The organism is Rhizobium leguminosarum (assembly GCF_010668065.1).
In the GTDB taxonomy this organism is placed as follows: Bacteria; Pseudomonadota; Alphaproteobacteria; order Rhizobiales; family Rhizobiaceae; genus Rhizobium; species Rhizobium leguminosarum_S.
On the sequence record NZ_WUEN01000011.1, the window covers coordinates 57,525 to 81,887 of the forward strand.

The following is a 24,363-nucleotide window of genomic DNA, read 5'->3' on the forward strand; positions in this document are numbered from 1 at the left end:
TCCTTCAGCAAGGATCGGTCACGAGACGGGGGACTGCGGCAACGAGTGCGCGGGCGGCCTCCGATTGCGGCGCGGCAACGACCGCCGCTGCCGGGCCGACCTCGACGATCCGCCCGCCATCCATGACGGCAATGCGGTGGGAGACGGCGCGGACCACGGCAAGATCGTGTGAAATGAACAGACAGGCAATGCCCTGTTCTTTCTGCAGGTCGACCAGAAGCTCCAGGATCCTGCCGCGCACGGTCACATCGAGCGCCGAGACCGCCTCATCGAGCACCAGCAACGAGGGCCGTGTCGCAATCGCTCGCGCAATCGCCACACGCTGCCGCTGGCCACCGGAGAGTGCCCGCACCAGACGGCCGGCATGATCTGCGGTGAGACCGACACGCTCCAGGAGCTCGACGATCTCCCCGGGGCGCCGGTCTTTTGCGACGCCGTGGATGCGAAGCGGATCGTCGAGCACTGCATCAACGCTCGCCAACGGATTGAAGGCGGCGAGCGGATCCTGAAACACCATCTGCATACGTGCCCGCCGGCGGCGCAAAGGCGCGCCGTTCAGCGCGAGCCAATCCTCTCCCTCGAAGCGAATCGAGCCGGCATCGGCAGCAACAAGCCGCAGCAGGATGCGCGATAGCGTCGATTTTCCACTGCCGGAGGCGCCGACGAGGCCGAGCGTTTCCCCGGCCGCGATGGTCAGCGACACATTGTCGAGGGCGGCGACCCGACGGCCGGAGGAGGAAAACCCCTTCGACAGGTTTTCGATGGAAAGCAGCCCGTCGTTCATGACGCCACCTCTTCGATTAGCGGCGGCGTCGCGAGGTCGCGATGGCTGGCGATCAGGGCGGCGGTATAGTCGCTTTTCGGCGCAGAGAGCACCGAACGGACGGGGCCTGCTTCGACCAGCCTTGCATTGCGGAAGACAGCGATGCGGTCGACGAAGCCGGAGGCCAGCGCGATGTCGTGGGTGATGAAGAGCAGCGTCATGCCGTCCTCGCGCACCAGCCCGTCGAGCAGGCGGACGATCTCGGCCTGGACGACGACGTCGAGCGCGCTGGTCGCCTCGTCGGCGATCAGCAGCGCAGGTCTCGCGGCAATGGCCGCCGCAATCGCCACGCGCTGGCGCTGGCCGCCGGAAAGCTGATGTGGAAACGCCCGCATCGCCTTATCAGGCTGCGGTATCCGCACCCGCTCAATCAATTCCTCGGCCCTGGCATAGGCCTGTTTCCAGCTGAGGCCGAGATGGCGCCTGGCGCCCTCGGCGATCTGCTCGCCGATCGTCAGGACGGGATTGAGGCTGGAGCCCGGATCCTGGAAGACGAAGCCGAAATCGCGGCCTGGGCGGGGCGGATGGCCAAGGCCGGGCCAAAGTATCTCGCCGCCGACCGTCGTTCCCTCCGGCAGCAGACCGGCAAGCGCGCGGGCAAGCGTGCTCTTGCCGGAACCGCTTTCGCCGATGATCGCCAGCCTTTCGCCGGCGACGATATCAAGGTCGATATGATCTAGCGCGGCTGCACCGCTGCTGCCCCCATAGGTGACCGAAAGCTGTCGCAGGCTCAAAAAAATCCCGCTCATGCCGCCCTCACGCCATTGTCGCCAAGCGCCTTGCCGAGACCCTCGCTGAAGAGATGGACGCCGAGCACGGTCACGGCGAGCGCCGCACCCGGTATGACCGAGAGATAGGATGCCGAACGCAACACGCTGCGGCCCTCTGCGATCATCGAACCCCAGGTGGCGATATTGGGGTTGCCCAGACCCAGGAAGGAAAGCGCTGCCTCGGTAAGAATCGCACCGGCGACGATGGTGGCCGAAAGCGCCAGCACCGGCGGCAATGCATTCGGCAGGATTTCGCGGAAGGCGATCTCGGCCGGATGCATGCCGATCACCCTTGCCGAGGCGACATAATCCTGCTCGCGGATCGCAAGCACCTGCGCTCTCGTCACCCGCGCCGGGTCGGCCCAGGTGCCGAGTGCGATGGCAAGGACGACAACCGGCGTCGACACGCCGATGGTGCTGACGAAAGCGAGGGCGAGCAGGAAAGCCGGCACGATCTGGAAGGCGTCGACCACTCGCATCAGCGCCTCGTCGATGAGCCCGCCGGCAAAACCGGCCGCAAGGCCGACGCAGAGCCCAAGCACCATGGCCGCAAACGCCGCCGCCAGGCCAACGGCAAGCGAGGTTCTGGCACCATAGAGCAGGCCCGCCAGCACGTCGCGGCCGAGACGGTCGGTGCCGAGCGGAAACCCGGGATCGGTGAACGGCGCCAGCAGGGCGCGGCCGGCAATTTTCAGCGGATCGCCCGGCGAAATAACGGGAGCGAGCAGCCCGGCCACAAGCAGGACGAGAAGGATCGCAAATCCTGCCGCACCTTCCGGCGTGCGCAGCAGCCGCCGCAGCCAGCTCATGCGCCGCCCTCCGATGCGCCGATGCGCGGGTCGAGTGCGGCATAGACAAGATCGACGAGGAAATTGACCGAGATGACCAGGACGGCGCTAGTGACGATGATGCCCATCAACAACGGCGCGTCACGGCCGTTGACCGCCTCCTGCGCCAGCCGCCCGAAGCCCGGGATTGCAAAGATGCTCTCGATCACCACGCTCCCGCCGAGCATGGCCGCCGACTGCAGCCCGAGCATGGTGACGAGCGGCAGCAGCGCGTTGCGCGCGACATGGCGCAGCACGATCCGGCTCCGCGACAGACCCTTGGCCCGGGCAAAGAGCACGAAATCGAGCTTCCATGCCTCGGCCATGCCGCTGCGCATCACCCGCAGGAACAGAGCGAGATAGATCAGCGCCAGCGCACCGACCGGCAGAACGAGGTGATCGGCGATATCGAGCGCGCGCGAAAATCCTGTCTTGCCAGAAGCGATCGTCTCGACGCCGGCGATCGGAAACCAGCGCAGCTTCACCGAAAAGGCGATGCTCAGCACCAGTCCGAGCCAGAAGCTCGGAATGGCATAGACGATCAGCGAGCCGATCGACAGCAGCCGGTCACGCAGACCGCCCGGCCGCGCTCCGGCAAGGATGCCGAGCGCTGAGCCGAGGCCAAAGGATAGCGCCGTCGCGCTGCCCATCAGCAGCAGCGTATTGGGCAGGCGTTCGGCAATGAGCGCACCAACCGGCCGGCCGAAGGCGACCGACCAGCCGAGATCGAAGCGTGCGAGTGAGGAAAGATAGAGCCAGAGGCGCGCGAACATCGATTGGTCGAGGCCGTAGCTCTCGCGCAGCGACTGCCTAAGTGCGGCATCGCCGCCGCCGATCGAGCCGAGATAGGCGTCGACAGCATCGCCCGAGGCGGATTCAAGCAGGAAAAAGGTGAAGATCACCACGATCAGCAGCACCGGAATGCTGCTGATCGCCCTGCGCCTCAGGAGGATGATTGCACGTCTCACGCCGGACAGGGCCTCTGGAAGAGAATTGCCGCCGATCCTATCACGATTGCAGCGCCGTATCGCCCCAGTTCGAAACGGCCCAGCGCGGATTGTCCGAGACGTTGAGCACGCTGTCGCGTGCGACGGTGATGAAACCCCATTCCGCGACGTTGATCAGCGGCAGATCGGCGACGACGAGCTGCTGGAACTTGCGGTACAGATCGGTGCGCGCCGCCGTGTCGACAGTCTCCGAGGCCTGCTTGGTGATCTTGTCGAGCTCCGGATTGACGTAGCCGCCCTGATTGGAGAAGGGCACGCCCGCTGGCGTCCCGGACTGGACGAGAATGGTGGTGGAGATCGCCGGATCACCGCGGAAGACCGGCGGGCCGACGGCGAGGTCGAAGTCGTGGTCGGTATAAACCGCCTTCTGGTGCGCGGCCGCATCGGCATTGACGATCTCGGCATTGATGCCGATGACGGCGAGCGCCTGGCGAAGATAGTCGCCGAACTGCCTCGTCTCGTTGAAATAGGGCGCGGGGCGGAGTTTCAGCGTAAAGCGGTTGCCGTCCGGCCCTTGGCTGTAACCCGCCTTGTCGAGGATGTCGTTGGCCGCCGCAGGATTGAAATCATAGGTCGCGACATCCGGCGTATAAAACTGCGGCGCATTCTTCGGCACCGGGCCGGTCGAGGCGGCGGCATAATCGAGGAAGATCGTGTCGACCACGAATTTCTTGTCGATCGCCTGGGCGATCGCCTGACGGACCCTGAGATCGGCCAGTTCCTTGCGGCGATGATTGATCTCGACGACGAGCTGGTAGGTCAAAGCCTCGTAGCCCTTCGAGATCACCTTGATGCCGGCGACTTTCGAGATGCGGTCGAGATCGGCCAGCGGCACGGCCGAGAAGGCGGCAAGCTGGATTTCGTCTGCTTCGAGTGCTGCACCCGCCGACTCGCGATCGGGCAGCACGCGGAAGACGATCTCGTCGAGCTTCGGCTGCTCCTTGTCCCAGTAATTCTCGTTGCGCGTCAGCCGGTAATATTCGCCGGGCTTGTGTTCGGCGAACTTGAACGGACCGGTGCCGATCAGCGTGTTGTTGGCCGGGTTGGTGGCGATGTCGGTGCCGTCGAAAATGTGCTTGGCGACGACGCTGGTGACAACGGGCAGGGCGTTGCGGATGAGCTGGAACGGCGTCGGCTTTGAGAAGCGGAAGATGGCGGTGTAATCATCGGGCGTGTCGACGGCTTCGAGATTGGCGAAGACCAGGCGGCCGAGATTCTGCAGCGGTTTCCAGATGTTGAGCGCGGAGAAGGCGACATCGACCGAGGTGAACGGCTTGCCGTCGTGCCAGGTGACGCCGTCGCGCAGTTTGAAGGTGACCGAGAGGCCGTCATCCGAGCCCTCCCAGGAGGTGGCGAGGCGCGGTGAAAGCCCGTCCTTGCCGTCGAACGACGCTTCGGCCAGCGGCTCGATCACCTTGCTGGCGACGAAGAAGACGCCGTTCGAGGCGACGATGGCAGGGTTGAGGTTCTTCGGCTCGGAATCGGCCGCAACGATCAGCCGACCGCCGCCGGACGCGGTCTGCGCGAGCGCCTGTCGAGCGAGCGCCGTCGATGCAAGCAGCAGGGCAGTGCCCTTCATCAGCGTGCGCCTGGAGATAGATGATAAGGTCATGACCCCTCCTGATCGGTGAACAATTCGCACGACTATATTCGAAGCGAAAAGATCATTGCGACGGATATTAAATTCAAATGCGCAAGCCGGGCGAGATATTTTTCCGCCCCTTGCGCATTCGCCTGAGAAACCCGCGCCGGTCAGCCGCCGGCGGCAAGCCTGACCGGTTCTCCCGCCAGATTGCGATAAGCAGCACCCGGATGCGGGGCAACGAGACGAGGCCCCGCTCGCCCAAGTTTTTCCCGCAACGTTCCCTTGGCGTAGTCGGCCTTGTAGACGCCGCGCTTTTGCAATTCCGGCACCAGCAGATCGACGGCATCCTCAAAACTCTCGGGCGTCACGGCATAAGCAAGGTTGAAGCCGTCGACATCGGTATCCTCGATCCATTCCTGCATCAGATCGGCGACTGTTTGCGGCGATCCGACGAAAACAGGGCCGAAACCGCCGATGCCGACCCACTCGGCCATTTCGCGCACCGTCCATTCCTTGGTGGGATCGATTGTCGTGAAGGTCTCGACAGCCGATTGCACCGCATTGGTATGGCGGTGGCGCAGCACCTCGTCCGGTCCGAACTGGCCGAAATCGATGCCGGTCCAACCGGAAATCAGCGTCAGCGCGCCCTCGAAGGAGGCATATTTGCGATATTCGTTGAACTTCCGCTGTGCCTCTGCATCGGTTTCGCCGAGGATCACGGTCTGCAGATTGAAGGCAAGGATTTCGCGCGGGTTGCGGCCGACGCGTTCCGCCGCCTCGCGGACATTGGCGACGTAACGCTTTAGCACTGGCTTCGACGGGGATGCGACGAAGATGCACTCGGCATGGGCGCCGGCGAAATCCTTGCCGCGGCTGGAGGCGCCGGCCTGGTAGAGCACTGGCGTGCGCTGCGGCGAGGGTTCGCTCAAGTGAATGCCGGGCACGTTGAAATGCTTTCCGGAATGGCGGATCGGATGGACTTTTTCCGGATGGGTGAAGATGCCGGTTTCCCGGTCGCGGACGACGGCGCCGTCCTCCCAGCTTCCCTCCCAGAGCTTGTAGCAGACCTCGAGATATTCCTCGGCAAGGTCGTATCGGTCATCATGCTTGGTCTGCGCCGGCTGGCCGATATTGAGCGCGCCGCTGTTGAGGTAGGAGGTAACGATATTCCAGCCGACGCGGCCTTTGGTCAGATGGTCGAGCGTCGATATGCGGCGGGCGAAGGTGTAGGGGTGCTCGAAGGAGAGTGACGCCGTCAGGCCGAAGCCGAGATGCTCGGTCTCGTAGGCCATGGTTGGAATGAGCTGCAGCGGATCGTTGACCGGCACCTGCGCCGAATGGCGAAGTGCAGCATCGACATTGCCGTTCAGCACATCGTAGACGCCAAGCACATCGGCGATGAACAGCCCGTCGAACCTGCCGCGCTCCAGCGTTTTTGCCAGATGCACCCAGTAGTCGAGATCCTTGTAGGTTGAGGACTTGTCGCGCGGATGGCGCCAGAGCCCCGGCGACTGGTGTCCGACGCAATTCATGTCGAAGGCGTTCAGCCTGATTTCGCGGGTCATGTTTTCTTCCTTGGAATTAGGGATTGCTGCGGCCGAGGCCGTAGGTCAGCGCTAAGGCTCCGACGAGCACGGCGCCCTTGACGAAATCCTGGGTGTAATAAGGGGCGTTCAGCATGGTGAGACCGTTCAGCAGCACACCGACGAAGACCGCGCCGGCAATGGTGCCGAGCACGTTTGGGCGGCGCAGGTTGAAGACGGCAAAGCCGATCAACGCGGCAGCGACCGAATCCATCAGCAGCGAGCCGCCGGACGAGATATCGCCACGCCCGACGCGAGCAGCGATGACAATGCCGCCGAGCGATGCCAGCGTGCCCGATAGGACATAGGCGAGCGTCTTCAGCCGCACCGTCGAGGCGCCGGCAAGCCGGGTCGCGACCTCGTTGCCGCCGGTCGCAAACAGCAATCGGCCGATGCGGGTGCGCTCGGTGAGAATGAAGAGTGCGATGGCGACCACCGCCATCAGCACCACGGAAACGGGCAGGGTGCCGAGGATGCTGTAGCGGCCGATCAGCAGGAAGGCGGGGTCGTAGGCGCCGGTCGCCTTCGAGCCGTCGGGCAGGGTGAGGCCGGCCGAAATCGATCGGCCGGCGGTCGGGATCAGCTGCAGGCCGGAAAGCAGGAACATCATCGCCAGCGTCGCCAACAGATCCGGCACCTTCAGGCGCACGATGAGGAAGGCGTTGACGAGACCGACCAGGGCGCCAAAGGCGAGCACCAGCGGCACCGTCGCATAGGCATCAAGGTGCCAGACGATCATCGCATAACTCGCCGCCATCACACTCGATGCGGCCACCGCGCCGATCGACAGGTCGAAACCGCCGACCGCCAGCGTCACGGTGACGCCGGCGCCGAGAATGGCGACGACGGAAACCGCCTGCAGGATGCTCATCAGATTGGCGATATTAATGAAGGCGGGCTGAGCGAAGGTGAAACCGACGATCAGCAGCGCAAGCAGGATGAACACCGCGCCGGCGCGAAGGAACGCACCGAGAGCGGCAAGGCGGCTGCCGCCGGCCTGCGGCACCGCACCAGTTCGCGGCAGGGTCTCGTCATCGATCGTCGTCATGCGGATATTCCCTGGATGGCGGAATGAAAAGCAGCCTCGCCGGCCGCCGGTCTCAACACGTGGCGGTCGATGACGAGGATGCGGTCGGCCACTTCATAGGCCTCCTCCGGATCGGAGGTCGCAATCAGCGTCGCCCGATCGGTGCGGGTGCGGATCGCCTGGATAATGTCGCGGCGGGCGCCGACGTCGACACCCTGGAAAGGTTCGTCGAGCAGCAGCAGCCGGCTCGGTTCCGCCTCCCAGCGGGCGATCACCGCCTTCTGCTGGTTGCCGCCGGAGAGCGACCAGACCGAGGCGAGCGGGCCTGCTGCCTTGATGCCGAGACGGGTGATTGCCTGCTCGGCCTCGCGGCGCTCACGCCCGCCGACGAGGAAACCGTGCGGATACCATTTGCCAAGATGCGGCAGGCTGATCGTCGCCGACAGCGAATGGCCGGGCCATGCCGGCGGCATCAGTGAGGAACGATGACGGTCTTCGGCCACCATCGCCACACCTGCGGCGATCGCCTCGGCCGGGCCTTTCGGCCGGTAGGGCCGACCGCCGAGAAACATCGCACCATCGGCAAGCGCCGTCACCCCGAAGATCGCCGACAGCAGCCGGCTCTTGCCGGCGCCAAGCACACCGGTCACCGCCACCACCTCGCCCTCATGCAATGACAGATCGAAGGAGGCGGCCCCAGGGAGCAGGCTGATATCGCGCATCTCGAAAATCACTGGTCCGGTCGCAGGCCGCGCATCCGGCCGAGCCGCATCCAGTCTGCGGCCAATCATCGTCTCGATGGCGCTTGAAAAATCGATCGGCCGTGAGAAGGTGCCGACGACGCGGCCGCCGCGCATGACGAGCGCGCGGTCGGCGATGGCTTCGAGATCGGCGGTGCGGTGCGAGATATAGAGGATCGCCAGGCCCCGCTTGCGAAGCTCCAGCAGAATATCGAAGAGGCGGCGGCTTTCCTCTCCGGAAAGGCTCGCCGTCGGCTCGTCGAGGATGAGGAGGTCGGCGCGGTTGGCAAGCGCCCGGGCGATCGCCACCAGCTGCCGATCGGCGCTGGCGAGGTCACCGAAATCACGGTCCAGCGGCAGGGTGAAGCCGGCGGCGTCGAGCATCGCCTGCGCCGCACGGCGGATGCCGGCGCGCGAAACGAAGAAGGGTGTGCTGCGATCGGCGAACCGGTTGAGCAGCAGGGCATCGGCAACGGTCAGACCGGCCGCGCCGACGAGATCCGTCGACTGATGCACCGTGACGACACCGGCCCTTGCCGCTTCGGCCGGGCTGCGCGGTGCAAAGGGGCGGCCATTCAGATTGATCGTGCCACTATCGGCCGGAAGCACGCCGGAAAGGATCTTGACCAGCGTCGATTTGCCCGCGCCGTTTGCGCCCATCAACGCCACGATCTCGCCGCGTTCCATAGAAAAATCAGCGCCGGCAACCGCCCGCGTCGACCCGAAACTGCGGGTGATATTTTCAATGTGAAGAAGCGACATCGATAAAGGTCCGGGACTGCGATCGAAGCCGGAGTGTGCCCTGTCCGGGCGGTTGAACTCCAGGCACGCCTTTCCCCGGCGAACTGCCCTCGGGAAACAAAGAATCTCCCACAGCCCATAAAATCGGATCATTTACTCTACTAAAAACATAGAGATTATATCTAATAATCCAACGCGTCGCGAGGGCTGCCAGACCTGTCAGACGACGCTCCCGATTGCTAAAAGGAACGCGACGATGAAATCCCTCGCACGGCTCGCACTGTCCGCCGCCGTCATTCCGTTCATTTTCATTCAAGGCGCAAAAGCCGACGGTCTGTCCGGCGCTCCTGCCCCTTTCGACAAGGGCGGCGTCAAAGTAGCGCTGATCAGCTACATCTCGGCCGGCGATTTCTTCCAGGCGTACCAGGCAGGGGCTGAAGCCCAGGCCAAGGCGCTGGATATCGACCTGCGCATCTTCCCCGGCCGGCAGGATGCCGCCGAGCAGCGCGAACAGATCCTTCAGGCGATCAATCTCGGCGTCTCCGGCATCGTCATCGACCACGGCCTGCCGGAATCGCTCGGCGACGTCGTGCAGCAGGCGCTCGACAAGGGCATCAAGGTCGTGGCCTTCGACGTCAACCTCAACAACCCCAAGATTCCGCAGGTGGAGCAGAGTGATCACGAACTCGCGTCACTGGCGCTCGAACAGGTGGTGAAGGACAACGGCAACAGCTTCAACGCCGGCTATGTCTATGTCGCGGGCTTTGCGCCGCTCGACCGCCGCAACGAAGTCTGGGACAAGTTCAAGTCGGACAATAAAGGCGTGGTCGAAAAGGCCCGTTTCGGCAATGTCAGCGACACGACGGCAACTTCGACCGCCGATCAGGCGAAGGCCGTGCTCACCGCCAATCCCGATATATCGGTCATCTTCGCCCCCTATGACGAATTCGCCCGCGGCGTGAAGCTCGCGGCCAACGATCTCGGCATAGCAAGCAAGCTCAAGATCTATTCGGCCGACGTCTCGACGGCCGATATCCAGGAAATCACCGAGGAAGGCAGCCCTTGGGTCGCGACCGTCGCGACCAATCCTGCCGTCGTCGGCGCCGTCTCCATTCGCGCCGCAGCACTCGAAATCGCCGGGCAGAGGGTTCCCCACCAAATCACCGTGAAGCCGACGCTTCTGACGCAGGAAAGCCTGCGCGCAGCCGGTGTCAAGACGATCGAGGAGCTGGCCGAAAAGATCCCGGCCTTCAGCACGAGCGATGCGGCAACCGCCAGCTGGATCCCGGACAAGCTGTTCTGAAACCTCGCATTTCGATCCTTCCGGCGGAAGCGTGCGGCTCCCGCCGGATCATCTTTTTGGAGAATTGGAGTTCCGCCCATGAGCCAATCCAATGTCATCTTCGCGGCCAGCCGAAACCCGACGCGCGAAGACCTCTTTGTCCGTGCGGAGGAAATCTCTGCCGACCTGTCGCGGCGCGCCGCAGACCTCGACCGCGAAGGCCGTCCGCCGCTCGCCGAGATCGTCAAATTGAAGAATGCCGGGCTGCTCAATGCGCTGCATCCCACGCAAATCGGCGGCGGTGGCCTCGATTGGGTCGACGGGCTGAGGCTGGTGCGCATTCTCGCCCGTGGCGAGAGCTCGATCGGCCAGCTGCTCGGCTACCACTACGTCAATAGCCAGTACATCTATTGGGCCCTCGATGCGGCGCGCGCCCATGCGCTAGGCAGCGATACGGTCGCCAGGAACCTCTATTGGGGGGCGGCCGTCAATCCGCGCGATCCCGGGCTGGTGCTCACCCGTCGCGGCAACGGCTATGTGCTGAACGGACGCAAGTCCTTTTCCACGGCGGCTCGGGTGTCCGACTATATCAATGCCAATGCGACGCTCGACGACAAGATCGCCGGTTTCGCCGTGCCGACCAATCGTCAAGGTTACGTCGCCAATGACGACTGGGACAATATCGGCCAGCGCCTGTCGGACAGCGGTAGCGTCGAATTTCATGATTTCCCCGTTTACGAGGAAGATTTCGTCGGCGCGCCAGCTGCACCCGACGTGGCGCCGCCGGTGCTGTCGACCTTCAATACGCCGTTCATCCAGCTGGTCTTCGTCAATTTCTATCTCGGCACCGGGGAGGGCGCGCTGCAGGCGGCTGTCGATTACGTCCGCAACACGACCCGGCCGTGGATCACGTCCGGTGTCGAGCGGGCGGCGGATGACCCTTATATCCTCGAACGCGTCGGCGAATTCACCGCCGCGCTGAAGGCCTCGGCGGCCCTTGCCGACAGTGCGGCAGCCGCCGTGCAGGCGGGCCTTGCCCGCGGCCGCGACGTCACCGCGCGTGAGCGCGGCGAGGCGGCGGCGGAAGCCTATGCCGCCAAGGTCCACGCGACCCATGTCTCGCTCGACATCACCTCGCGCGTCTTCGAGCTGACGGGCGCTCGCTCGACCGCCGACAAATACCGTTTCGACCGGTTCTGGCGCAATGTCCGCACTCACACGCTGCACGATCCCGTCTTCTACAAGGCGAAGGAAGTCGGTGAATTCGTGCTGAACGACAAGATACCGGAGGTCAGCCTCTATAGCTGAGGCGGCCATCTTTCATCGAAAGCAAAAACCCCACTGCCGGCCCCGGCGGTGGGGTTTTCGGTTGGAAAACGGAGAGATTTCAGAGCGCGCCGTTCTTCGGCGGCGTTACGCCGTTCAAATGGTAGTTGCCGACGACGTGATATTTCCAACGCACGGGATCATGCAGCGTATGGGTGCGGGCATTGCGCCAGTGGCGGTCGAGGTTGAGGCTCGCCTGCACCGACGAAGTTCCGGCAAGCTCGAAGAGCGTGTTCGAGGCCTCGATCGCCACTTCGGTCGTCAGCACCTTGGCGGCGGCAACCGCCAGCGTCGCCGCGATCACCTTTTCCTCCGTCGTCTCGACCTGCGCGGCATCGACCTTGTGGCCGGCGCGCTCCACGAGAGCCGTTGCGGCTTCCAGGCGAATGGCGATCTGGCCGACCTTGGCGATCGTCAGCGGGTCGTCTGAGGCACGCTCAAGGCCGCTATCCATCCAGGGGCGCGATTTCGTCCTGATGAAGTCAAGCGTTTCGGCAAAGGCCGCCCGTGCAATACCGAGATCGACGCCGGCATGGATGATCTGACCAACGGAGCCGATCGTCGTCGGCCGCTCGAAGCCCTTGTGATGGAAGACCACGGAATCGGCGCTGACATAGACATTGTCGAGGATCGTCGTGCCGCTGCCGGTGGTGCGCTGGCCAAAACCGTCCCAGTCGTCGACGATCTCAACACCTTCAGTGCCCTTCGGCACGAAGGCCATGGTCAGGCGATCCTCCGGATCGAGCGCGAAGATGGTGATCCAGTCGGCGAAGAGGACGCCGGTCGAATAGAATTTGCGGCCGTTGATCCGGTAACCCGGACCGTCGCGGGTGATGCGGGTATTGTAGTGGCCGACCGTCTTGGTGCCGCGCTCGGAAAGCGCATTGCCGAAACGATCGCCGGCCAGCACCCGGCCGAAGAAATAACGCTGCTGCTCCTCGCCGCCGTCGGTTCTAAGCGCCTCGAGAATATAGAAATGGTTCTGCGGGATCTGGCCGATCGAGCCGTCCGCCTCCGACAGGATCGCGGTGATCTCGGCAAGCACGGCGTTGGAGACGTCGAGCCCGCCATATTGCGCCGGCACGGTGATCGCCAGAAGGCCTGACTGGGCGAGAAGATCGAGTTCGCTAAACGGCAGGATCCGGTCGGCGTCGCGCTCGGCGGCACGTGCGGCAAATTGCGCCGCCAGTCTACGGGCGGTGGCGATCGCCTCATCATCGCTGCCGATACGGTCGGCCACGGGCCGGATCTGGTCTGCTTGCCTCAGCACGGTGTTCATCGATGTCTCCAATTCTGACGAGCCTATCGGTGAAAGAAATTAAGCGTCGAGATAAGAGCACAAATTCTATAGATGCGATGGAAAATGAAAAGTGTTTGCTTATCAGGCTTCGACCGCCGCGATTAGTGTTGCGGTCCGACACTCTTGCGACGAAGTCGCCTGAGAAGCGATAAAATTCCTGCCCAGAACTGGCGCTTCCGGTCTCGTTTTGACGACGGCGACCTCCTACGTAACCGATGTCAGGTGCGTCACCGCGCCGGTTGCAGAAAGAACGCCCAATGCGGGGCAGGGCGGCCGCCTTGCCCGATCCATGAGGAAAATCATGACACGTTCACGGCAGTTGCGCCTCGGCGCCTTCATGCGTCCCGTCAGCCTCCATACCGGCGCCTGGCGCTATCCCGGTTCCTATCCTGACGCCAATTTCAATTTCGCCCATCTGAAGTCCTTCGCGCAGGCGCTGGAACGGGCGAAATTCGACGCCTTCTTCATGGCCGATCACCTTGCCGTGCTCAACATGCCGGTCGAGGCGCTACGCCGCAGCCACACCGTGACCTCCTTCGAGCCCTTCACGCTGCTGTCGGCGTTGGCGGCGGTGACGGAGCGCATCGGCCTCGTCGCCACCGCCTCCACCACTTTCGACGAGCCTTATCACATTGCTCGTCGTTTCGCCTCGCTCGACCATATCAGCGGCGGCCGCGCCGGCTGGAACATCGTCACGACGTCCAACCCCGACGCCGCGCTCAATTTCGGCCTCGACGAACATGTGGAGCATGGCGAGCGTTATCATCGCGCCCGGGAATTCTATGATGTGGTAACCGGGCTCTGGGATAGTTTCGCCGACGATGCCTTCATCCGCGACCGGGAAAGCGGCCTGTTCTTCGATCCAGAAAAGATGCATGTGCTCGGCCACAAGGGCGAGGAACTGAGCGTGCGCGGGCCGCTCAATATCGCCCGGCCGCCGCAGGGTTGGCCCGTCATCGTCCAGGCCGGCCAGTCTGACCCCGGCCGCCAGCTTGCCGCGGAGACCGCCGAGATGGTCTTCTGTTCGCCGCGCGATCTGGCCGCGGGCAGGGCGCTTTATGCCGATATCAAGGGTCGCATGGAAGCCATCGGCCGCAACCGCGACCATCTGAAGATCCTGCCCGCCGCCTTCGTCATCGTCGGCGACAGCATCGACGACGCCCGCGCCAAACGCGCCACGCTCGACAGCCTGGTGCATTACGACAGCGCCATCGCTTCGCTTTCGATCGCGCTCGGCCATGACGCTTCGGGCTTCGATCCCGACGCACCACTGCCGGCCGATATTCCCGACACCAATGCCAGCAAGACCGGCCGGGCACAGGTGCTGAAGCTTGCGGCGGAAGAAAATCTGACGGTGCGTCAGTTGGCGCAGCGTTATGGCGGTTATGCCGGCCTTGCCTTCGTCGGCACGCCAGCCAGCATCGCCGACGAGATGGAGCGCTGGCTTGACGAGGAGGGTTCGGACGGTTTCAACATCGTCTTCCCCTATCTGCCGCAAGGTCTGACCGACGTCACCGAACGGCTGGTTCCCGAACTGCAGCGCCGCGGCCTGTTCCGCAGCGAATATGAAGGCACGACGCTGCGTGAACATCTCGGATTGCCGCGGCCGGAGAACCGGTTTTTCGCCGCCAATGCGTAAGGCGCTACGGGCAATCCCCGCGCGGCAATACGATGGCGTAACCGTCAGAATTCGACGGTCCTGTTGTCGAAGCCCAGCCGCGCGGGTTCGAATTCCCTTTCATCAGCGGAGGGATCGCGCAATGCCTCAAACAGCGTCTTCGGCGTCCAGTTCACCTGAAATTCAGCATAGCTGACAAGGACATAGGCCGCTTCGCCGCGATCAGTGATCACCAGCGGCCGCTCGCTCGCTTCCTTCTTCGCCTTGCTCGGATTCCGGTTGAAGGCTGCGCCGGTCATGAAGGACATTTTCATCGAAACCATCCACTCTACATCAAGAGGGAATATACCCAACCTGCCGGTCTCAGACCATGGCCCCCACATCGAATGCATCGCTTTCGCCCGGCATCAGTTCGAGGGGCCAGATGATGTTGCGCTCGCCTCCCGGATAGAAATCTCGATAGGCCGGCATGTTGGCGAGAAGCATCCGGCCGAGCGCGACGCCGAGATCGTAGAGCGAGATGCGGAAGCAGCTCAGCGACGGCTGCAGGAACCGTGCGCGCGGAGCGTCGCGGAAGCCGATCACCGCAAGGTCGCGGCCGGGCATGACGCCCGATTCCATCAGGCGGCGGTAAAGGCCGATCGCCATCAGCTCGTAGATCAGGATCACCGCCGTCGGCCGCTCTTCGAGCAGCAGCAGCTCATGGGCCGCCTGATAGCCGCCCTGTTCGCTCGACTTGACGCGGATGACGAGCGACGGATCGAAGGCAATATCGTGCCGCTCGAGCGCCCGGCGATAGCTGTCGATAAAGAGATAGCCGAGGTTGGCCTCGCTCGACGGCGCGGTGATCGCGATCCGGCGGTGGCCCAGCGCGATCAGCCGCTCGACGGCATGGTCGGCCACGCCCTCGAAATCGAGATCGATCCATGGAAAATTGCTGGCCGAAAGGCTGCGGCCGAGCGCGACGAAGGGGATCTTCGCCCGCGACAGAAAGTCGATGCGCCGGTCGACGCGCTGCGTGTCCGAGATGATCATCGCATCGACGATGCGCCGCGCCACCATCCGCTTCAGATATTCGTGCGGATCCTCGTCGCTCGGGCAGGGCAACATGAGGAGATCGAGCTTGTGGCGGGCAAAGACGCTCTGCAGGCCGCTGGTGACGCCGAGGAAGAAGTTGTCGGCGTTCTCGACCGTCTCCTTGCTGGATTCGATCATCAATCCGATGACCTTCGTCTCCCCCTGCCTCAGGCTCCGCCCAGACTGGTTGGCGACATAGCCGAGTTCCTCGGCCGCCGCCAGCACCCGCCGGCGGGTTTCCTGATTGACATCGGGCTTGCCGTTCAGCGCGCGGGAGACCGTGCCGATCGAGATATTCAAGTGTTCGGCAAGCTGGCGAATCCCCTTCATCGCTGACGATTTTCCCCGGAGCATGATGCCGAAAAGTGTGCGCGGTTTTCGGACGACATCATGCTCCATTTCTATAATTCAGATCCGTCCGGATCTGGGCCCGTAATTTCCCATTTGCCGTCTATTGACACCGCAAAATGTTTTCGCCTACAGTCGTAAACGTTTACGGAGTGCGTGTCACGAGGAGAGTTGACACCGTTCCCTTGGAGGAAATCGTGAAATTTAGTGCCATTCTGTGCGGGTGCGGAGCTATGTCCAAAGGTTGGTTGCGCGCCATCGCTTCCAACCCTCTGCTGGCCGACTCCGTCACCATCGTCGGCCTCGTCGACCTGAATCGGGAGACGGCGGAAAAGCTTGCCTCGGAGTTCGGCCTCGACGGCGCCGTCATCGGTTCGGACCTGTCCGACGTCATCGCGGCCACAAAGGCCGACCTGGTCTTCGACATCGTCATTCCGGCTGCGCGCTACGACGTCGTTTCCACCGCACTCAAGGCCGGCTGCCATGTGCTCAGCGAAAAGCCGATGGCGGCCTCGCTTGCCGAGGGCGCCGCGCTGGTCGATCTTGCCGCCGAGACCGGCCGCATCCACGCCGTCATCCAGAACCGCCGCTTCATATCAGGCGTCAGGCGCCTTCGCCGCTTCGTCGAAAGCGGCGCGATCGGCGAACTCACCGGCATCCATTGCGACTTCTTCCTGGCGCCGCATTTCGGCGGCTTCCGCGAAGAGATGGACAATGTCCTGCTTCTCGACATGGCGATCCACACCTTCGATGCAGCGCGCTACGTCGCCGACAGGAAGCCGCTTGCCGTCTATTGCGTCGAGCGCAATCCGAAGGGTTCGTGGTATCGGCACGGCGCCTCGGCCAACGCCATCTTCGAATTTTCCGACGACATCGTCTTCACCTATCGCGGCTCCTGGTGCGCCGAGGGCGAGCGCACCAGCTGGGAGAGCCAGTGGCGTCTCGTCGGTTCGAAGGGAATGCTCACCTGGGATGGCGAAGAGAGTTTCAAGGCGACTGTTACCGGCGAAGAGCCCGGCCTTCTACGCGGCTCAGTTGCCGTAAACGTTCCCGGTCCGGAACATGACGAGGAAACCCATGGCCACGCCAGCGTCATCGCCGACTTCATCGCGGCGATCGGCACCGGCAAACGGCCCGAGACGGTCAATTCCGACAATATCCGAAGCCTTGCCATGGTCTTCGGCGCGATCGAAAGCGCCAAGACGGGCAGGCGCGTCGAAATTTCAGCATAGGATGACGTGACGTGAGCAACCCTGCAAAATCCATTCGTATCGGCACCATGGTCAGCGGCAACAAGGGCGATGCCGCCACCCGCATCGGCGAGATCGCCGGCATGGGCTTCGAAAGCTTCGAACCCTTCTTCTGGCAGACGACCAAAGGGCAGAACCTTGCCGAACTCGGCAAGCGCTGCCTCGATGCGATCGGCGACCGCGACATCACCATCTCGACGCTCGGCATGTTCGGCAATCCGCTGGAAGAGAGCGCGATCGACCTCGAGACGCTGCAGGGCTGGAAGGATTGCATCGACAATGCCCATCACTTCGGCGCCACCTGCGTTGCCGGCTTCACCGGCCGCATCCGTGGCAGGCCGCTGACCGACAGCCTGCCTCGCTACAAGCAGATCTGGAGCGAGCTTGCCAAGCGTGCCGCCGACAAGGGCGTCAAGATCGCCTTCGAGAATTGCGCCATGGACGGCAACTGGGCAAGCGGCGACTGGAACATCGCCCACAATCCCGATGCCTGGGAACTGATCTTCAACGAGACGCCGGACGACAATATCGGGCTGGAGTGGGAACCGTGCCATCAGATGGTCTATCTGATCGACCCTTTGCCGCAGATCCGCAAATGGGCCCACAAGTTCTTCCACGTCCACGGCAAGGACGCGACCATCCGCTGGGAGGTCATCAAGGAACACGGCATCTTCGGCAAGGAGAAGTTCGTCTTCATGCGCACGCCGGGCTTCGGCGACAGCAACTGGACCGACATCATTTCCGAGCTGCGCCTTGCCGGCTGGTCGGGCTCCATCGATATCGAAGGCTGGCACGACCCGGTCTATCGCGACGCGCTTGAAATGACCGGCCAGGTCTATGCGCTCAACCACCTCAAGCATGCCCGGGGCGGCGAATTCGTCGTCGATCCGGTCTGATGATATCGTGGCCGGCAAGGAGGAATTGCCGGAAACGGGGATAACCACAAAGGAGGAGAACCATGGCTATCCGCAAATATGCAATTCTGGGCGCTCTGGCGCTTGCAGGCATCTCGCTCACCGGCCTTTCGGCCAGGGCCGAAGACGTCACGCTGACGCTCTGGTCGCTGGACAGGGACATCCAGCCGGCGCCGAACCTCGTCAAGGAGTTCAACGCCCAGAACAACGGCATCAAGATCGAGTATCGGCTGATCCAGTTCGACGACGTCGTAACCGAGGCCATGCGCGCCTATGCGACCGGCCAGGCGCCCGACATCATCGCCGTCGACAATCCGGAGCATGCGCTGTTCTCGTCGCGCGGCGCTTTCCTCGATCTCACCGACATGATCTCCAAGTCGACGGTGATCAAGCCGGCAAACTATTTCCCCGGACCGCTGAAATCCGTGGAATGGGACGGCAAGTATTTTGGCGTGCCGAAGGCGACGAACACGATCGCGCTCTACTACAACAAGGACATGTTCAAGGCGAAGGGCCTCGATCCGAACAAACCGCCGCAGACCTGGGACGAACTCGTCGAGGATGCGCGCAAGCTGACCGACCCCGCCAAGAACGTCTACGGTCTCGCTTTCTCGGCCAAGGCCAATGAGGAAGGCACCTTCCAGTTCCTTCCCTGGGCTCAGATGGGTGGCGGCAGCTATGAAAATATCAATGCCGACGGCGCGGTGAAGGCGCTTGAGGTCTGGAAGACGATCATGGACGAGAAGCTCGCTTCTCCGGATACGCTGACGCGCGGCCAGTGGGATTCGACCGGCACCTTCAACTCAGGCAATGCGGCAATGGCGATCTCGGGTCCCTGGGAACTCGACCGCATGAGCCAGGAAGCGAAGTTCGACTGGGGCGTCACCCTGCTTCCGGTTCCGAAGGAAGGGGCTGAACGCTCGTCGGCCATGGGCGACTTCAACTGGGCGATCTTCGCCACCAGCAAGCATCCGGCCGAAGCCTTCAAGGCGCTCGAATTTTTCGCCTCGCAAGACGACAAGATGTTCAAGAATTTCGGCCAGCTTCCGGCCCGTTCCGACATCTCGATCCCCGAGACCGGCCAGCCGCTGAAGGATGCCGCCCTCAAGGTCTTCCTCGAACAGCTGAAATACGCCAAGCCGCGCGGGCCCCATCCGCAATGGCCGAAGATCTCCAAGGCGATCCAGGACGCCATCCAGGCAGCCCTGACCGGCCAGATGAGCCCGAAGGAAGCGCTCGACCAGGCGGCCGACAAGATCAAGGCGGTTTTAGGGTAAGAAGCGGTTCGCTGCAATCGATCCAGTGAATCGATTGCAGCGACGAACGCCCTGAGCCCAGAGCGAAGGGCCGGGGGCGCCACTTGTTCCTCTTCTTCCCCCAGGGGGAGAAGAGACAACTCAACCATTTCCTCCCGGCAGGGGCCGTCTTCCGCATCATGCGCCAGGCGGCCCCGTTCGGAGGATCGGAGGACGCATGAAGAGGATATTGATGAGCGTCAGGGACGGTCGCGGTTTCGATATCGTACTGGTCGCTTTCCCGCTCGGTTTTCTGTTCCTGATGGCGGGGTTGCCGCTGATCTACAATGTCGTGATGAGCTTCCAGGAGGTCGACATGTTCAGCCTCGGGACCTTCTCGCGTCCCTTCGTCGGCTTCAAGAATTATACCGACCTCTTCGCGCAGCCGGAAACGCTGCCGATCCTCTACAACACCGTCATCTTCGTCGTCGGCTCCATCGCCGGCCAGTTCCTGATCGGCTTCGGCCTGGCGCTGTTCTTCTGGGTCAATTTTCCCGGCGCCTCATGGATGCGCGGCCTGTTCCTGGTCTCCTGGGTGATGCCCGGCCTCGTCGTCGGCGCCATCTGGAACTGGATTCTCTCGGGCGATTTCGGCGTGTTGAATTTCATTCTCAAGGAAAGCGGCATCATCTCCGGCAACATCTTCTGGCGCTCGGACCCGCATTATTCGCTCTATGCCGTCATCATCGCCAATGTCTGGCTCGGCACCTCGTTCAACATGATCCTGCTGTCCGTCGGCCTTGCCGGCATCCCGGCCGATCTCTTTGAGGCGGCCGAACTCGACGGCGCCAATGTCTGGCAGCGCTTCTGGACGATCACGCTGCCGATGATGCGCTCGACCATCGGCGCGATCATCGCACTCGGCCTGATCTTCACGCTGCAGCAGTTCGATCTTTTCGCCGCGATTACATCGGGCGGGCCGAACAATTCGTCGAACGTCACGCAATACTGGGCCTGGGATCTCTCCTTCCGCCAATACGACTTCGCCAAGGGCGCGACGATCTCCGTCATCATGATCGTCTTCGTCATGTTCGCGTCCGTCGTCTATGTCCGGTCCACACGCCATGAGGTGCGCGGATGAATACGACGAACCGCGACCGGCTGATGCTCGCGATATCGATCGTCATGGCGGCGATCTATCTGTTCCCGCTCTACTGGATGTACATCACCGCGCTGAAAAGCGGCTCGGAGATGTTCGCGACGCCGCCGAGCTTCTGGCCGACCTCGCCGCAATGGGGCACCTATGCCGCGGTCTGGGAAAGCCGCGACATGGGCCGCTACCTCTGGAACTCACTGGTCATCGCTCTTGGTTCCGTGGCGCTGATCACCCTGCTCGGCGTCGGCTGCGCCTATGTGCTTGCCAGGTACCGCAACGTCTGGGTGGATATCGGCCTGTTCCTGATCCTGATGCTGCAGGTCCTGCCGGCCTCGCTGATGATCACGCCGATCTTCGTCGGCTTCTCGCAGATCGGCCTGCTTTCCACTCCGCGCCTTGCCGTCATCATCGCGGTCGCGGCAAAGAGCATGCCTTTCTTCGTCATCCTGGTGCGCGCCACCTTCATGAGCGTTCCCCAGGAGCTGGAGGAGGCGGCACTCGTCGACGGCAATTCGCGCGTCGGCGCCTTCTTCAACATCGTGCTGCCGCTGGCCCGCAACGGCATCCTGGTCAGCGCCATCCTGATCTTCATGCAGGCCTTCGGCGAATTCGTCTATTCGAAGTCGATGATCCAGGCGGCCGAGCTTCAGCCGGCAAGCGTCGGTCTCAATTCCTTCATGGGGCCGAACACCAACGAGTGGAACAACATCATGGCCTACGCCACGATGTATGTGACGCCGATCCTTGCAATCTTCGTTCTCTTGCAGCGCCGCATCGTATCCGGCCTCACCTCTGGAGCCCTCAAATGACCACACAGATCGAGCTCAGAGGCGTCAACAAATACTACGGCGCCTTCCACGCCCTGAAGAATATCGACCTCTCGATCGCCAAGGGCACTTTCGTTGCGCTCGTCGGCCCGTCGGGCTGCGGCAAGTCCACGCTGCTGCGCTCGCTTGCCGGCCTCGAAAGCATTTCGTCGGGCGATCTCAGGATCGCCGGCGAGCTGATGAACGGCGTGCCGCCGCGCAAGCGCGACGTCGCCATGGTGTTCCAGTCCTATGCGCTCTATCCGCATATGACGGTCGAGGAGAACCTGACCTACAGTCTGCGCATCCGCGGCATCGCCAAGGCCGAGGCCAAGAAGGCCGCCGAGGACGTGGCGGCGACGACAGGTCTTTCGCATCTCCTGAAGCGCTATCCGCGCGAGCTTTCCGGCGGTCAGCGCCAGCGCGTCGCCATGAGCCGCGCCATCATCCGCCACCCCAAGGCCTTCCTGTTCGACGAGCCGCTGTCCAATCTCGATGCTGCGCTGCGCGTCCACATGCGCAAGGAAATCCGGTCGCTGCACGACCGACTGCACGCCACCTTCGTCTACGTCACGCACGACCAGGTCGAAGCGATGACGATGGCCGACCATGTGGTGGTGATGCGCGACGGCGTCATCGAACAGCAGGGCGCGCCGCTCGACCTCTACGACCGGCCGGCGAACCGGTTCGTTGCCGGTTTCATCGGTTCGCCGGCCATGAATTTCATCCCCGCGATCGCCGCGGAAGACGGAAAGAGCCTGATCCTGGATTTCGGCGCGGTGAAACAGACGCTTGCGATATCACGCACCATCGAGCCTGGGCGTAAGCTCATGGCAGGCATCCGGCCGGAACATATCGTCGTCGTCGAGCCCGGGCATGGCAGCTTCGATGTGCCGATCGCCTTCGTCGAATCGACCGGCTCGTCGACCTTCATCGTCGCGGAGACCCAGCCGGAACTGACGATCGTCGAGACGCGCCGCGACAGGGTCAAGGCTGGAGACATGATCGGACTGTCGGTCGATCCGGGCCAGGTCCATCTCTTCGACGCGTTAACGGATCACCTGATATAACCTCAGTCGAGCAGCCGGTCGGGCAGAGCAACCGTCGTCTGATTGTAGGAGACGTTGCCCGCCTCCTTGATCTTGCCGCGGGAAGCATGCCTCCGGGTCTCAAAGAACTACAGAACGGACAGTGCGTGCCGCGGTCAGGTCATGATCACTCGGGCGGGGCGTTGTGCGTGTCGTGAATATTACAATTTCATGACGCTTCTGGAATAAAAGCCAAGAAACTCGCGATCCGTGCAATGTCATGGAACTTTGAAAAAGTGGTCATCGCGCTGCAATAATCGCGGTTCAAACAGCCCCGCACAAGCGGGGGCGCCATGCGCAAGAAAAATGTTCTACTCATTGTCGTTGACCAATGGCGAGCCGATTTCGTTCCGCACGTTTTGCGTGCCGACGGGAAAATCGATTTCCTGAAGACGCCTAATCTCGACCGGCTCTGTCGCGAGGGCGTGACCTTCAGGAACCATGTGACGACCTGCGTTCCCTGCGGTCCCGCCCGTGCGAGCCTGCTCACCGGCCTCTATCTGATGAACCATCGCGCCGTGCAGAACACGGTGCCGCTCGACCAGCGCCACCTCAACCTCGGCAAGGCGTTGCGCGGCGTCGGCTACGATCCGGCGCTGATCGGCTATACGACGACGGTGCCGGATCCGCGCACCACTTCGCCGAACGATCCGCGCTTCAGGGTGCTTGGCGACCTGATGGACGGCTTCCATCCGGTCGGCGCCTTCGAGCCCAATATGGAGGGTTATTTCGGCTGGGTGGCACAGAACGGCTTCGAGCTGCCGGAGCATCGTCCTGATATCTGGCTGCCCGAGGGCGAGGACGCCGTTGCCGGCGCCACCGACCGTCCGTCACGCATTCCGAAGGAATTTTCGGACTCGACCTTCTTCACCGAGCGGGCGCTGACCTATCTCAAGGGCCGCGACGGCAAGCCCTTCTTCCTGCATCTCGGTTATTACCGGCCGCATCCGCCCTTCGTCGCTTCCGCTCCCTATCATGCCATGTACCGGCCGGAAGACATGCCCGCGCCGATCCGCGCAGCCGATCCGGATATCGAGGCTGCACAACACCCGCTGATGAAATTCTATGTCGACAGCATCCGGCGCGGCTCCTTCTTCCAGGGGGCCGAAGGGTCAGGTGCAACGCTCGACGAAGCGGAACTGCGCCAGATGCGCGCGACCTATTGCGGCCTCATCACCGAGGTCGACGATTGCCTTGGCCGGGTCTTCGACTACCTCGACGAAACCGGACAGTGGGACGATACGCTGATCATCTTCACCAGCGACCACGGCGAGCAGCTCGGCGATCATCACCTGCTCGGCAAGATCGGCTACAACGATCCGAGCTTCCGCATTCCGCTCGTCATCAAGGACGCCGGCGAAAATGCACGCGCCGGCTCAATCGAAAGCGGCTTCACCGAGAGCATCGACGTCATGCCGACCATACTCGACTGGCTCGGCGGAAAGATCCCGCACGCCTGTGACGGCCTGTCGCTGCTGCCCTTCCTGAGCGAGGGCCGGCCGCAGGATTGGCGCACCGAATTGCACTACGAATACGACTTCCGCGACGTCTATTATTCCGAGCCGCAGAGTTTCCTCGGCCTCGGCATGAATGATTGCAGCCTCTGCGTCATCCAGGACGAGCGATACAAATACGTTCATTTCGCAGCGCTGCCGCCGCTGTTCTTCGATCTGCGGCACGATCCGAACGAATTCACCAATCTCGCCGACGATCCGGCCCACGCCGCGCTCGTGCGGGACTATGCGCAGAAGGCGCTCTCCTGGCGCCTGAAACATGCCGACAGAACCCTGACCCATTATCGCTCCGGCCCCGAGGGCCTGAGCGAACGCAGCCATTGATCCGAACCACCAGAGAACCCAA

General features: G+C 62.9%; 21 protein-coding genes. 10 read left to right on the forward strand and 11 right to left on the reverse strand.

Going from position 1 to position 24,363, the window contains the following annotated elements:
* Positions 1-4: 4 nt before the first annotated feature.
* The 8 genes from GR198_RS25575 to GR198_RS25610 all read right to left on the reverse strand — a co-directional run bounded on the left by GR198_RS25575 (position 5) and on the right by GR198_RS25610 (position 9,124).
* Positions 5-784 carry an ABC transporter ATP-binding protein gene (locus GR198_RS25575; RefSeq protein ID WP_029875329.1) on the reverse strand — a complete coding sequence of 260 codons (780 nt, stop codon included), beginning with the start codon at positions 782-784 and terminating at the stop codon, positions 5-7.
* Complete coding sequence (locus GR198_RS25580; protein ID WP_029875330.1) at positions 781-1,572, reverse strand: ABC transporter ATP-binding protein; 792 nt, start codon at positions 1,570-1,572, stop codon at positions 781-783. Before GR198_RS25580 ends, GR198_RS25575 begins: the two co-directional genes overlap by 4 nt.
* Positions 1,569-2,402, reverse strand: coding sequence for an ABC transporter permease (locus GR198_RS25585; RefSeq protein ID WP_029875331.1), 834 nt, complete (start codon positions 2,400-2,402; stop codon positions 1,569-1,571). The genes GR198_RS25580 and GR198_RS25585 overlap by 4 nt, the downstream gene beginning before the upstream one ends.
* Entirely contained in the window at positions 2,399-3,388 is a 990-nt protein-coding gene (locus GR198_RS25590; protein WP_027667117.1) for an ABC transporter permease, read from the reverse strand. The genes GR198_RS25585 and GR198_RS25590 overlap by 4 nt, the downstream gene beginning before the upstream one ends.
* A 40-nt stretch (positions 3,389-3,428) precedes the next feature.
* Positions 3,429-5,039, reverse strand: coding sequence for an ABC transporter substrate-binding protein (locus tag GR198_RS25595; RefSeq protein ID WP_164069755.1), 1,611 nt, complete (start codon positions 5,037-5,039; stop codon positions 3,429-3,431).
* A 140-nt stretch (positions 5,040-5,179) separates the two neighbouring features.
* Complete coding sequence (locus GR198_RS25600; RefSeq protein ID WP_029875333.1) at positions 5,180-6,577, reverse strand: LLM class flavin-dependent oxidoreductase; 1,398 nt, start codon at positions 6,575-6,577, stop codon at positions 5,180-5,182.
* A 16-nt stretch (positions 6,578-6,593) separates the two neighbouring features.
* Entirely contained in the window at positions 6,594-7,643 is a 1,050-nt protein-coding gene (locus GR198_RS25605) for an ABC transporter permease (RefSeq protein ID WP_029875334.1), read from the reverse strand.
* Positions 7,640-9,124, reverse strand: a complete 1,485-nt coding sequence (locus tag GR198_RS25610) for a sugar ABC transporter ATP-binding protein (RefSeq protein WP_029875335.1) — start codon at positions 9,122-9,124, stop codon at positions 7,640-7,642. The genes GR198_RS25605 and GR198_RS25610 overlap by 4 nt, the downstream gene beginning before the upstream one ends.
* A gap of 235 nt (positions 9,125-9,359) precedes the next feature.
* Between GR198_RS25610 and GR198_RS25615 the strand changes: the two genes are divergently transcribed.
* Both GR198_RS25615 and GR198_RS25620 read left to right on the forward strand, forming a co-directional pair.
* Complete coding sequence (locus tag GR198_RS25615) at positions 9,360-10,406, forward strand: substrate-binding domain-containing protein (RefSeq protein WP_029875336.1); 1,047 nt, start codon at positions 9,360-9,362, stop codon at positions 10,404-10,406.
* Positions 10,407-10,484: 78 nt separating this feature from the next.
* Positions 10,485-11,693 (forward strand): acyl-CoA dehydrogenase family protein, encoded by a 1,209-nt coding sequence (locus GR198_RS25620; protein WP_029875337.1) that lies wholly within the window; start codon positions 10,485-10,487, stop codon positions 11,691-11,693.
* Positions 11,694-11,772: 79 nt separating this feature from the next.
* Here the strand turns inward: GR198_RS25620 and GR198_RS25625 are convergent, their stop codons facing one another.
* On the reverse strand, positions 11,773-12,990 hold the full coding sequence (locus GR198_RS25625) for an SfnB family sulfur acquisition oxidoreductase (protein WP_029875338.1): 1,218 nt from the start codon (positions 12,988-12,990) through the stop codon (positions 11,773-11,775).
* A 322-nt stretch (positions 12,991-13,312) separates the two neighbouring features.
* On the opposite strand from GR198_RS25625, the gene GR198_RS25630 reads away from it, so the two are divergent.
* Positions 13,313-14,650 (forward strand): LLM class flavin-dependent oxidoreductase, encoded by a 1,338-nt coding sequence (locus tag GR198_RS25630; RefSeq protein ID WP_029875339.1) that lies wholly within the window; start codon positions 13,313-13,315, stop codon positions 14,648-14,650.
* A gap of 44 nt (positions 14,651-14,694) precedes the next feature.
* Here GR198_RS25630 and GR198_RS25635 read toward each other — a convergent pair whose 3' ends face one another.
* Together GR198_RS25635 and GR198_RS25640 are read right to left on the reverse strand one after the other, a co-directional pair.
* Positions 14,695-14,943 carry a type II toxin-antitoxin system Phd/YefM family antitoxin gene (locus tag GR198_RS25635; protein WP_245274986.1) on the reverse strand — a complete coding sequence of 83 codons (249 nt, stop codon included), beginning with the start codon at positions 14,941-14,943 and terminating at the stop codon, positions 14,695-14,697.
* Between the two features lie 49 nt (positions 14,944-14,992).
* Positions 14,993-16,036: a substrate-binding domain-containing protein gene (locus tag GR198_RS25640; protein ID WP_029875340.1), complete on the reverse strand. Its 1,044-nt coding sequence runs from the start codon at positions 16,034-16,036 to the stop codon at positions 14,993-14,995.
* A 215-nt stretch (positions 16,037-16,251) separates the two neighbouring features.
* On the opposite strand from GR198_RS25640, the gene GR198_RS25645 reads away from it, so the two are divergent.
* The 7 genes from GR198_RS25645 (at position 16,252) to pehA (ending at position 24,341) form a co-directional block, all read left to right on the forward strand.
* A complete protein-coding gene (locus tag GR198_RS25645; protein ID WP_029875341.1) occupies positions 16,252-17,286 on the forward strand; it encodes a Gfo/Idh/MocA family protein in 1,035 nt (344 codons plus the stop codon).
* 11 nt (positions 17,287-17,297) lie between these two features.
* Positions 17,298-18,200 carry a sugar phosphate isomerase/epimerase family protein gene (locus tag GR198_RS25650; RefSeq protein ID WP_003549267.1) on the forward strand — a complete coding sequence of 301 codons (903 nt, stop codon included), beginning with the start codon at positions 17,298-17,300 and terminating at the stop codon, positions 18,198-18,200.
* A gap of 62 nt (positions 18,201-18,262) precedes the next feature.
* Complete coding sequence (locus GR198_RS25655; protein WP_029875342.1) at positions 18,263-19,495, forward strand: ABC transporter substrate-binding protein; 1,233 nt, start codon at positions 18,263-18,265, stop codon at positions 19,493-19,495.
* Positions 19,496-19,691: 196 nt separating this feature from the next.
* Complete coding sequence (locus tag GR198_RS25660; RefSeq protein WP_028743425.1) at positions 19,692-20,594, forward strand: carbohydrate ABC transporter permease; 903 nt, start codon at positions 19,692-19,694, stop codon at positions 20,592-20,594.
* Positions 20,591-21,418, forward strand: coding sequence for a carbohydrate ABC transporter permease (locus tag GR198_RS25665; RefSeq protein ID WP_003549270.1), 828 nt, complete (start codon positions 20,591-20,593; stop codon positions 21,416-21,418). The genes GR198_RS25660 and GR198_RS25665 overlap by 4 nt, the downstream gene beginning before the upstream one ends.
* Positions 21,415-22,485, forward strand: coding sequence for an ABC transporter ATP-binding protein (locus GR198_RS25670; protein WP_029875343.1), 1,071 nt, complete (start codon positions 21,415-21,417; stop codon positions 22,483-22,485). The genes GR198_RS25665 and GR198_RS25670 overlap by 4 nt, the downstream gene beginning before the upstream one ends.
* Positions 22,486-22,796: 311 nt before the next feature.
* Positions 22,797-24,341: a phosphoric/sulfuric ester hydrolase PehA gene (gene pehA / locus GR198_RS25675; RefSeq protein ID WP_029875344.1), complete on the forward strand. Its 1,545-nt coding sequence runs from the start codon at positions 22,797-22,799 to the stop codon at positions 24,339-24,341.
* Positions 24,342-24,363 lie beyond the last annotated feature (22 nt).

Excerpts from the sequence above, each read along its gene's own strand:
- GR198_RS25575 (WP_029875329.1), bottom strand. The coding sequence starts at position 784 with ATGAACGACGGGCTGCTTTCCATCGAAAACCTGTCGAAGGGGTTTTCC.
- GR198_RS25580 (WP_029875330.1), bottom strand. The coding sequence starts at position 1,572 with ATGAGCGGGATTTTTTTGAGCCTGCGACAGCTTTCGGTCACCTATGGG.
- GR198_RS25585 (WP_029875331.1), bottom strand. The coding sequence starts at position 2,402 with ATGAGCTGGCTGCGGCGGCTGCTGCGCACGCCGGAAGGTGCGGCAGGA.
- GR198_RS25595 (WP_164069755.1), bottom strand. The coding sequence starts at position 5,039 with ATGACCTTATCATCTATCTCCAGGCGCACGCTGATGAAGGGCACTGCC.
- GR198_RS25600 (WP_029875333.1), bottom strand. The coding sequence starts at position 6,577 with ATGACCCGCGAAATCAGGCTGAACGCCTTCGACATGAATTGCGTCGGA.
- GR198_RS25605 (WP_029875334.1), bottom strand. The coding sequence starts at position 7,643 with ATGACGACGATCGATGACGAGACCCTGCCGCGAACTGGTGCGGTGCCG.
- GR198_RS25610 (WP_029875335.1), bottom strand. The coding sequence starts at position 9,124 with ATGTCGCTTCTTCACATTGAAAATATCACCCGCAGTTTCGGGTCGACG.
- GR198_RS25615 (WP_029875336.1), top strand. The coding sequence starts at position 9,360 with ATGAAATCCCTCGCACGGCTCGCACTGTCCGCCGCCGTCATTCCGTTC.
- GR198_RS25620 (WP_029875337.1), top strand. The coding sequence starts at position 10,485 with ATGAGCCAATCCAATGTCATCTTCGCGGCCAGCCGAAACCCGACGCGC.
- GR198_RS25625 (WP_029875338.1), bottom strand. The coding sequence starts at position 12,990 with ATGAACACCGTGCTGAGGCAAGCAGACCAGATCCGGCCCGTGGCCGAC.
- GR198_RS25630 (WP_029875339.1), top strand. The coding sequence starts at position 13,313 with ATGACACGTTCACGGCAGTTGCGCCTCGGCGCCTTCATGCGTCCCGTC.
- GR198_RS25635 (WP_245274986.1), bottom strand. The coding sequence starts at position 14,943 with ATGAAAATGTCCTTCATGACCGGCGCAGCCTTCAACCGGAATCCGAGC.
- GR198_RS25640 (WP_029875340.1), bottom strand. The coding sequence starts at position 16,036 with ATGAAGGGGATTCGCCAGCTTGCCGAACACTTGAATATCTCGATCGGC.
- GR198_RS25655 (WP_029875342.1), top strand. The coding sequence starts at position 18,263 with ATGGCTATCCGCAAATATGCAATTCTGGGCGCTCTGGCGCTTGCAGGC.
- GR198_RS25660 (WP_028743425.1), top strand. The coding sequence starts at position 19,692 with ATGAAGAGGATATTGATGAGCGTCAGGGACGGTCGCGGTTTCGATATC.
- GR198_RS25665 (WP_003549270.1), top strand. The coding sequence starts at position 20,591 with ATGAATACGACGAACCGCGACCGGCTGATGCTCGCGATATCGATCGTC.
- GR198_RS25670 (WP_029875343.1), top strand. The coding sequence starts at position 21,415 with ATGACCACACAGATCGAGCTCAGAGGCGTCAACAAATACTACGGCGCC.
- pehA (WP_029875344.1), top strand. The coding sequence starts at position 22,797 with ATGCGCAAGAAAAATGTTCTACTCATTGTCGTTGACCAATGGCGAGCC.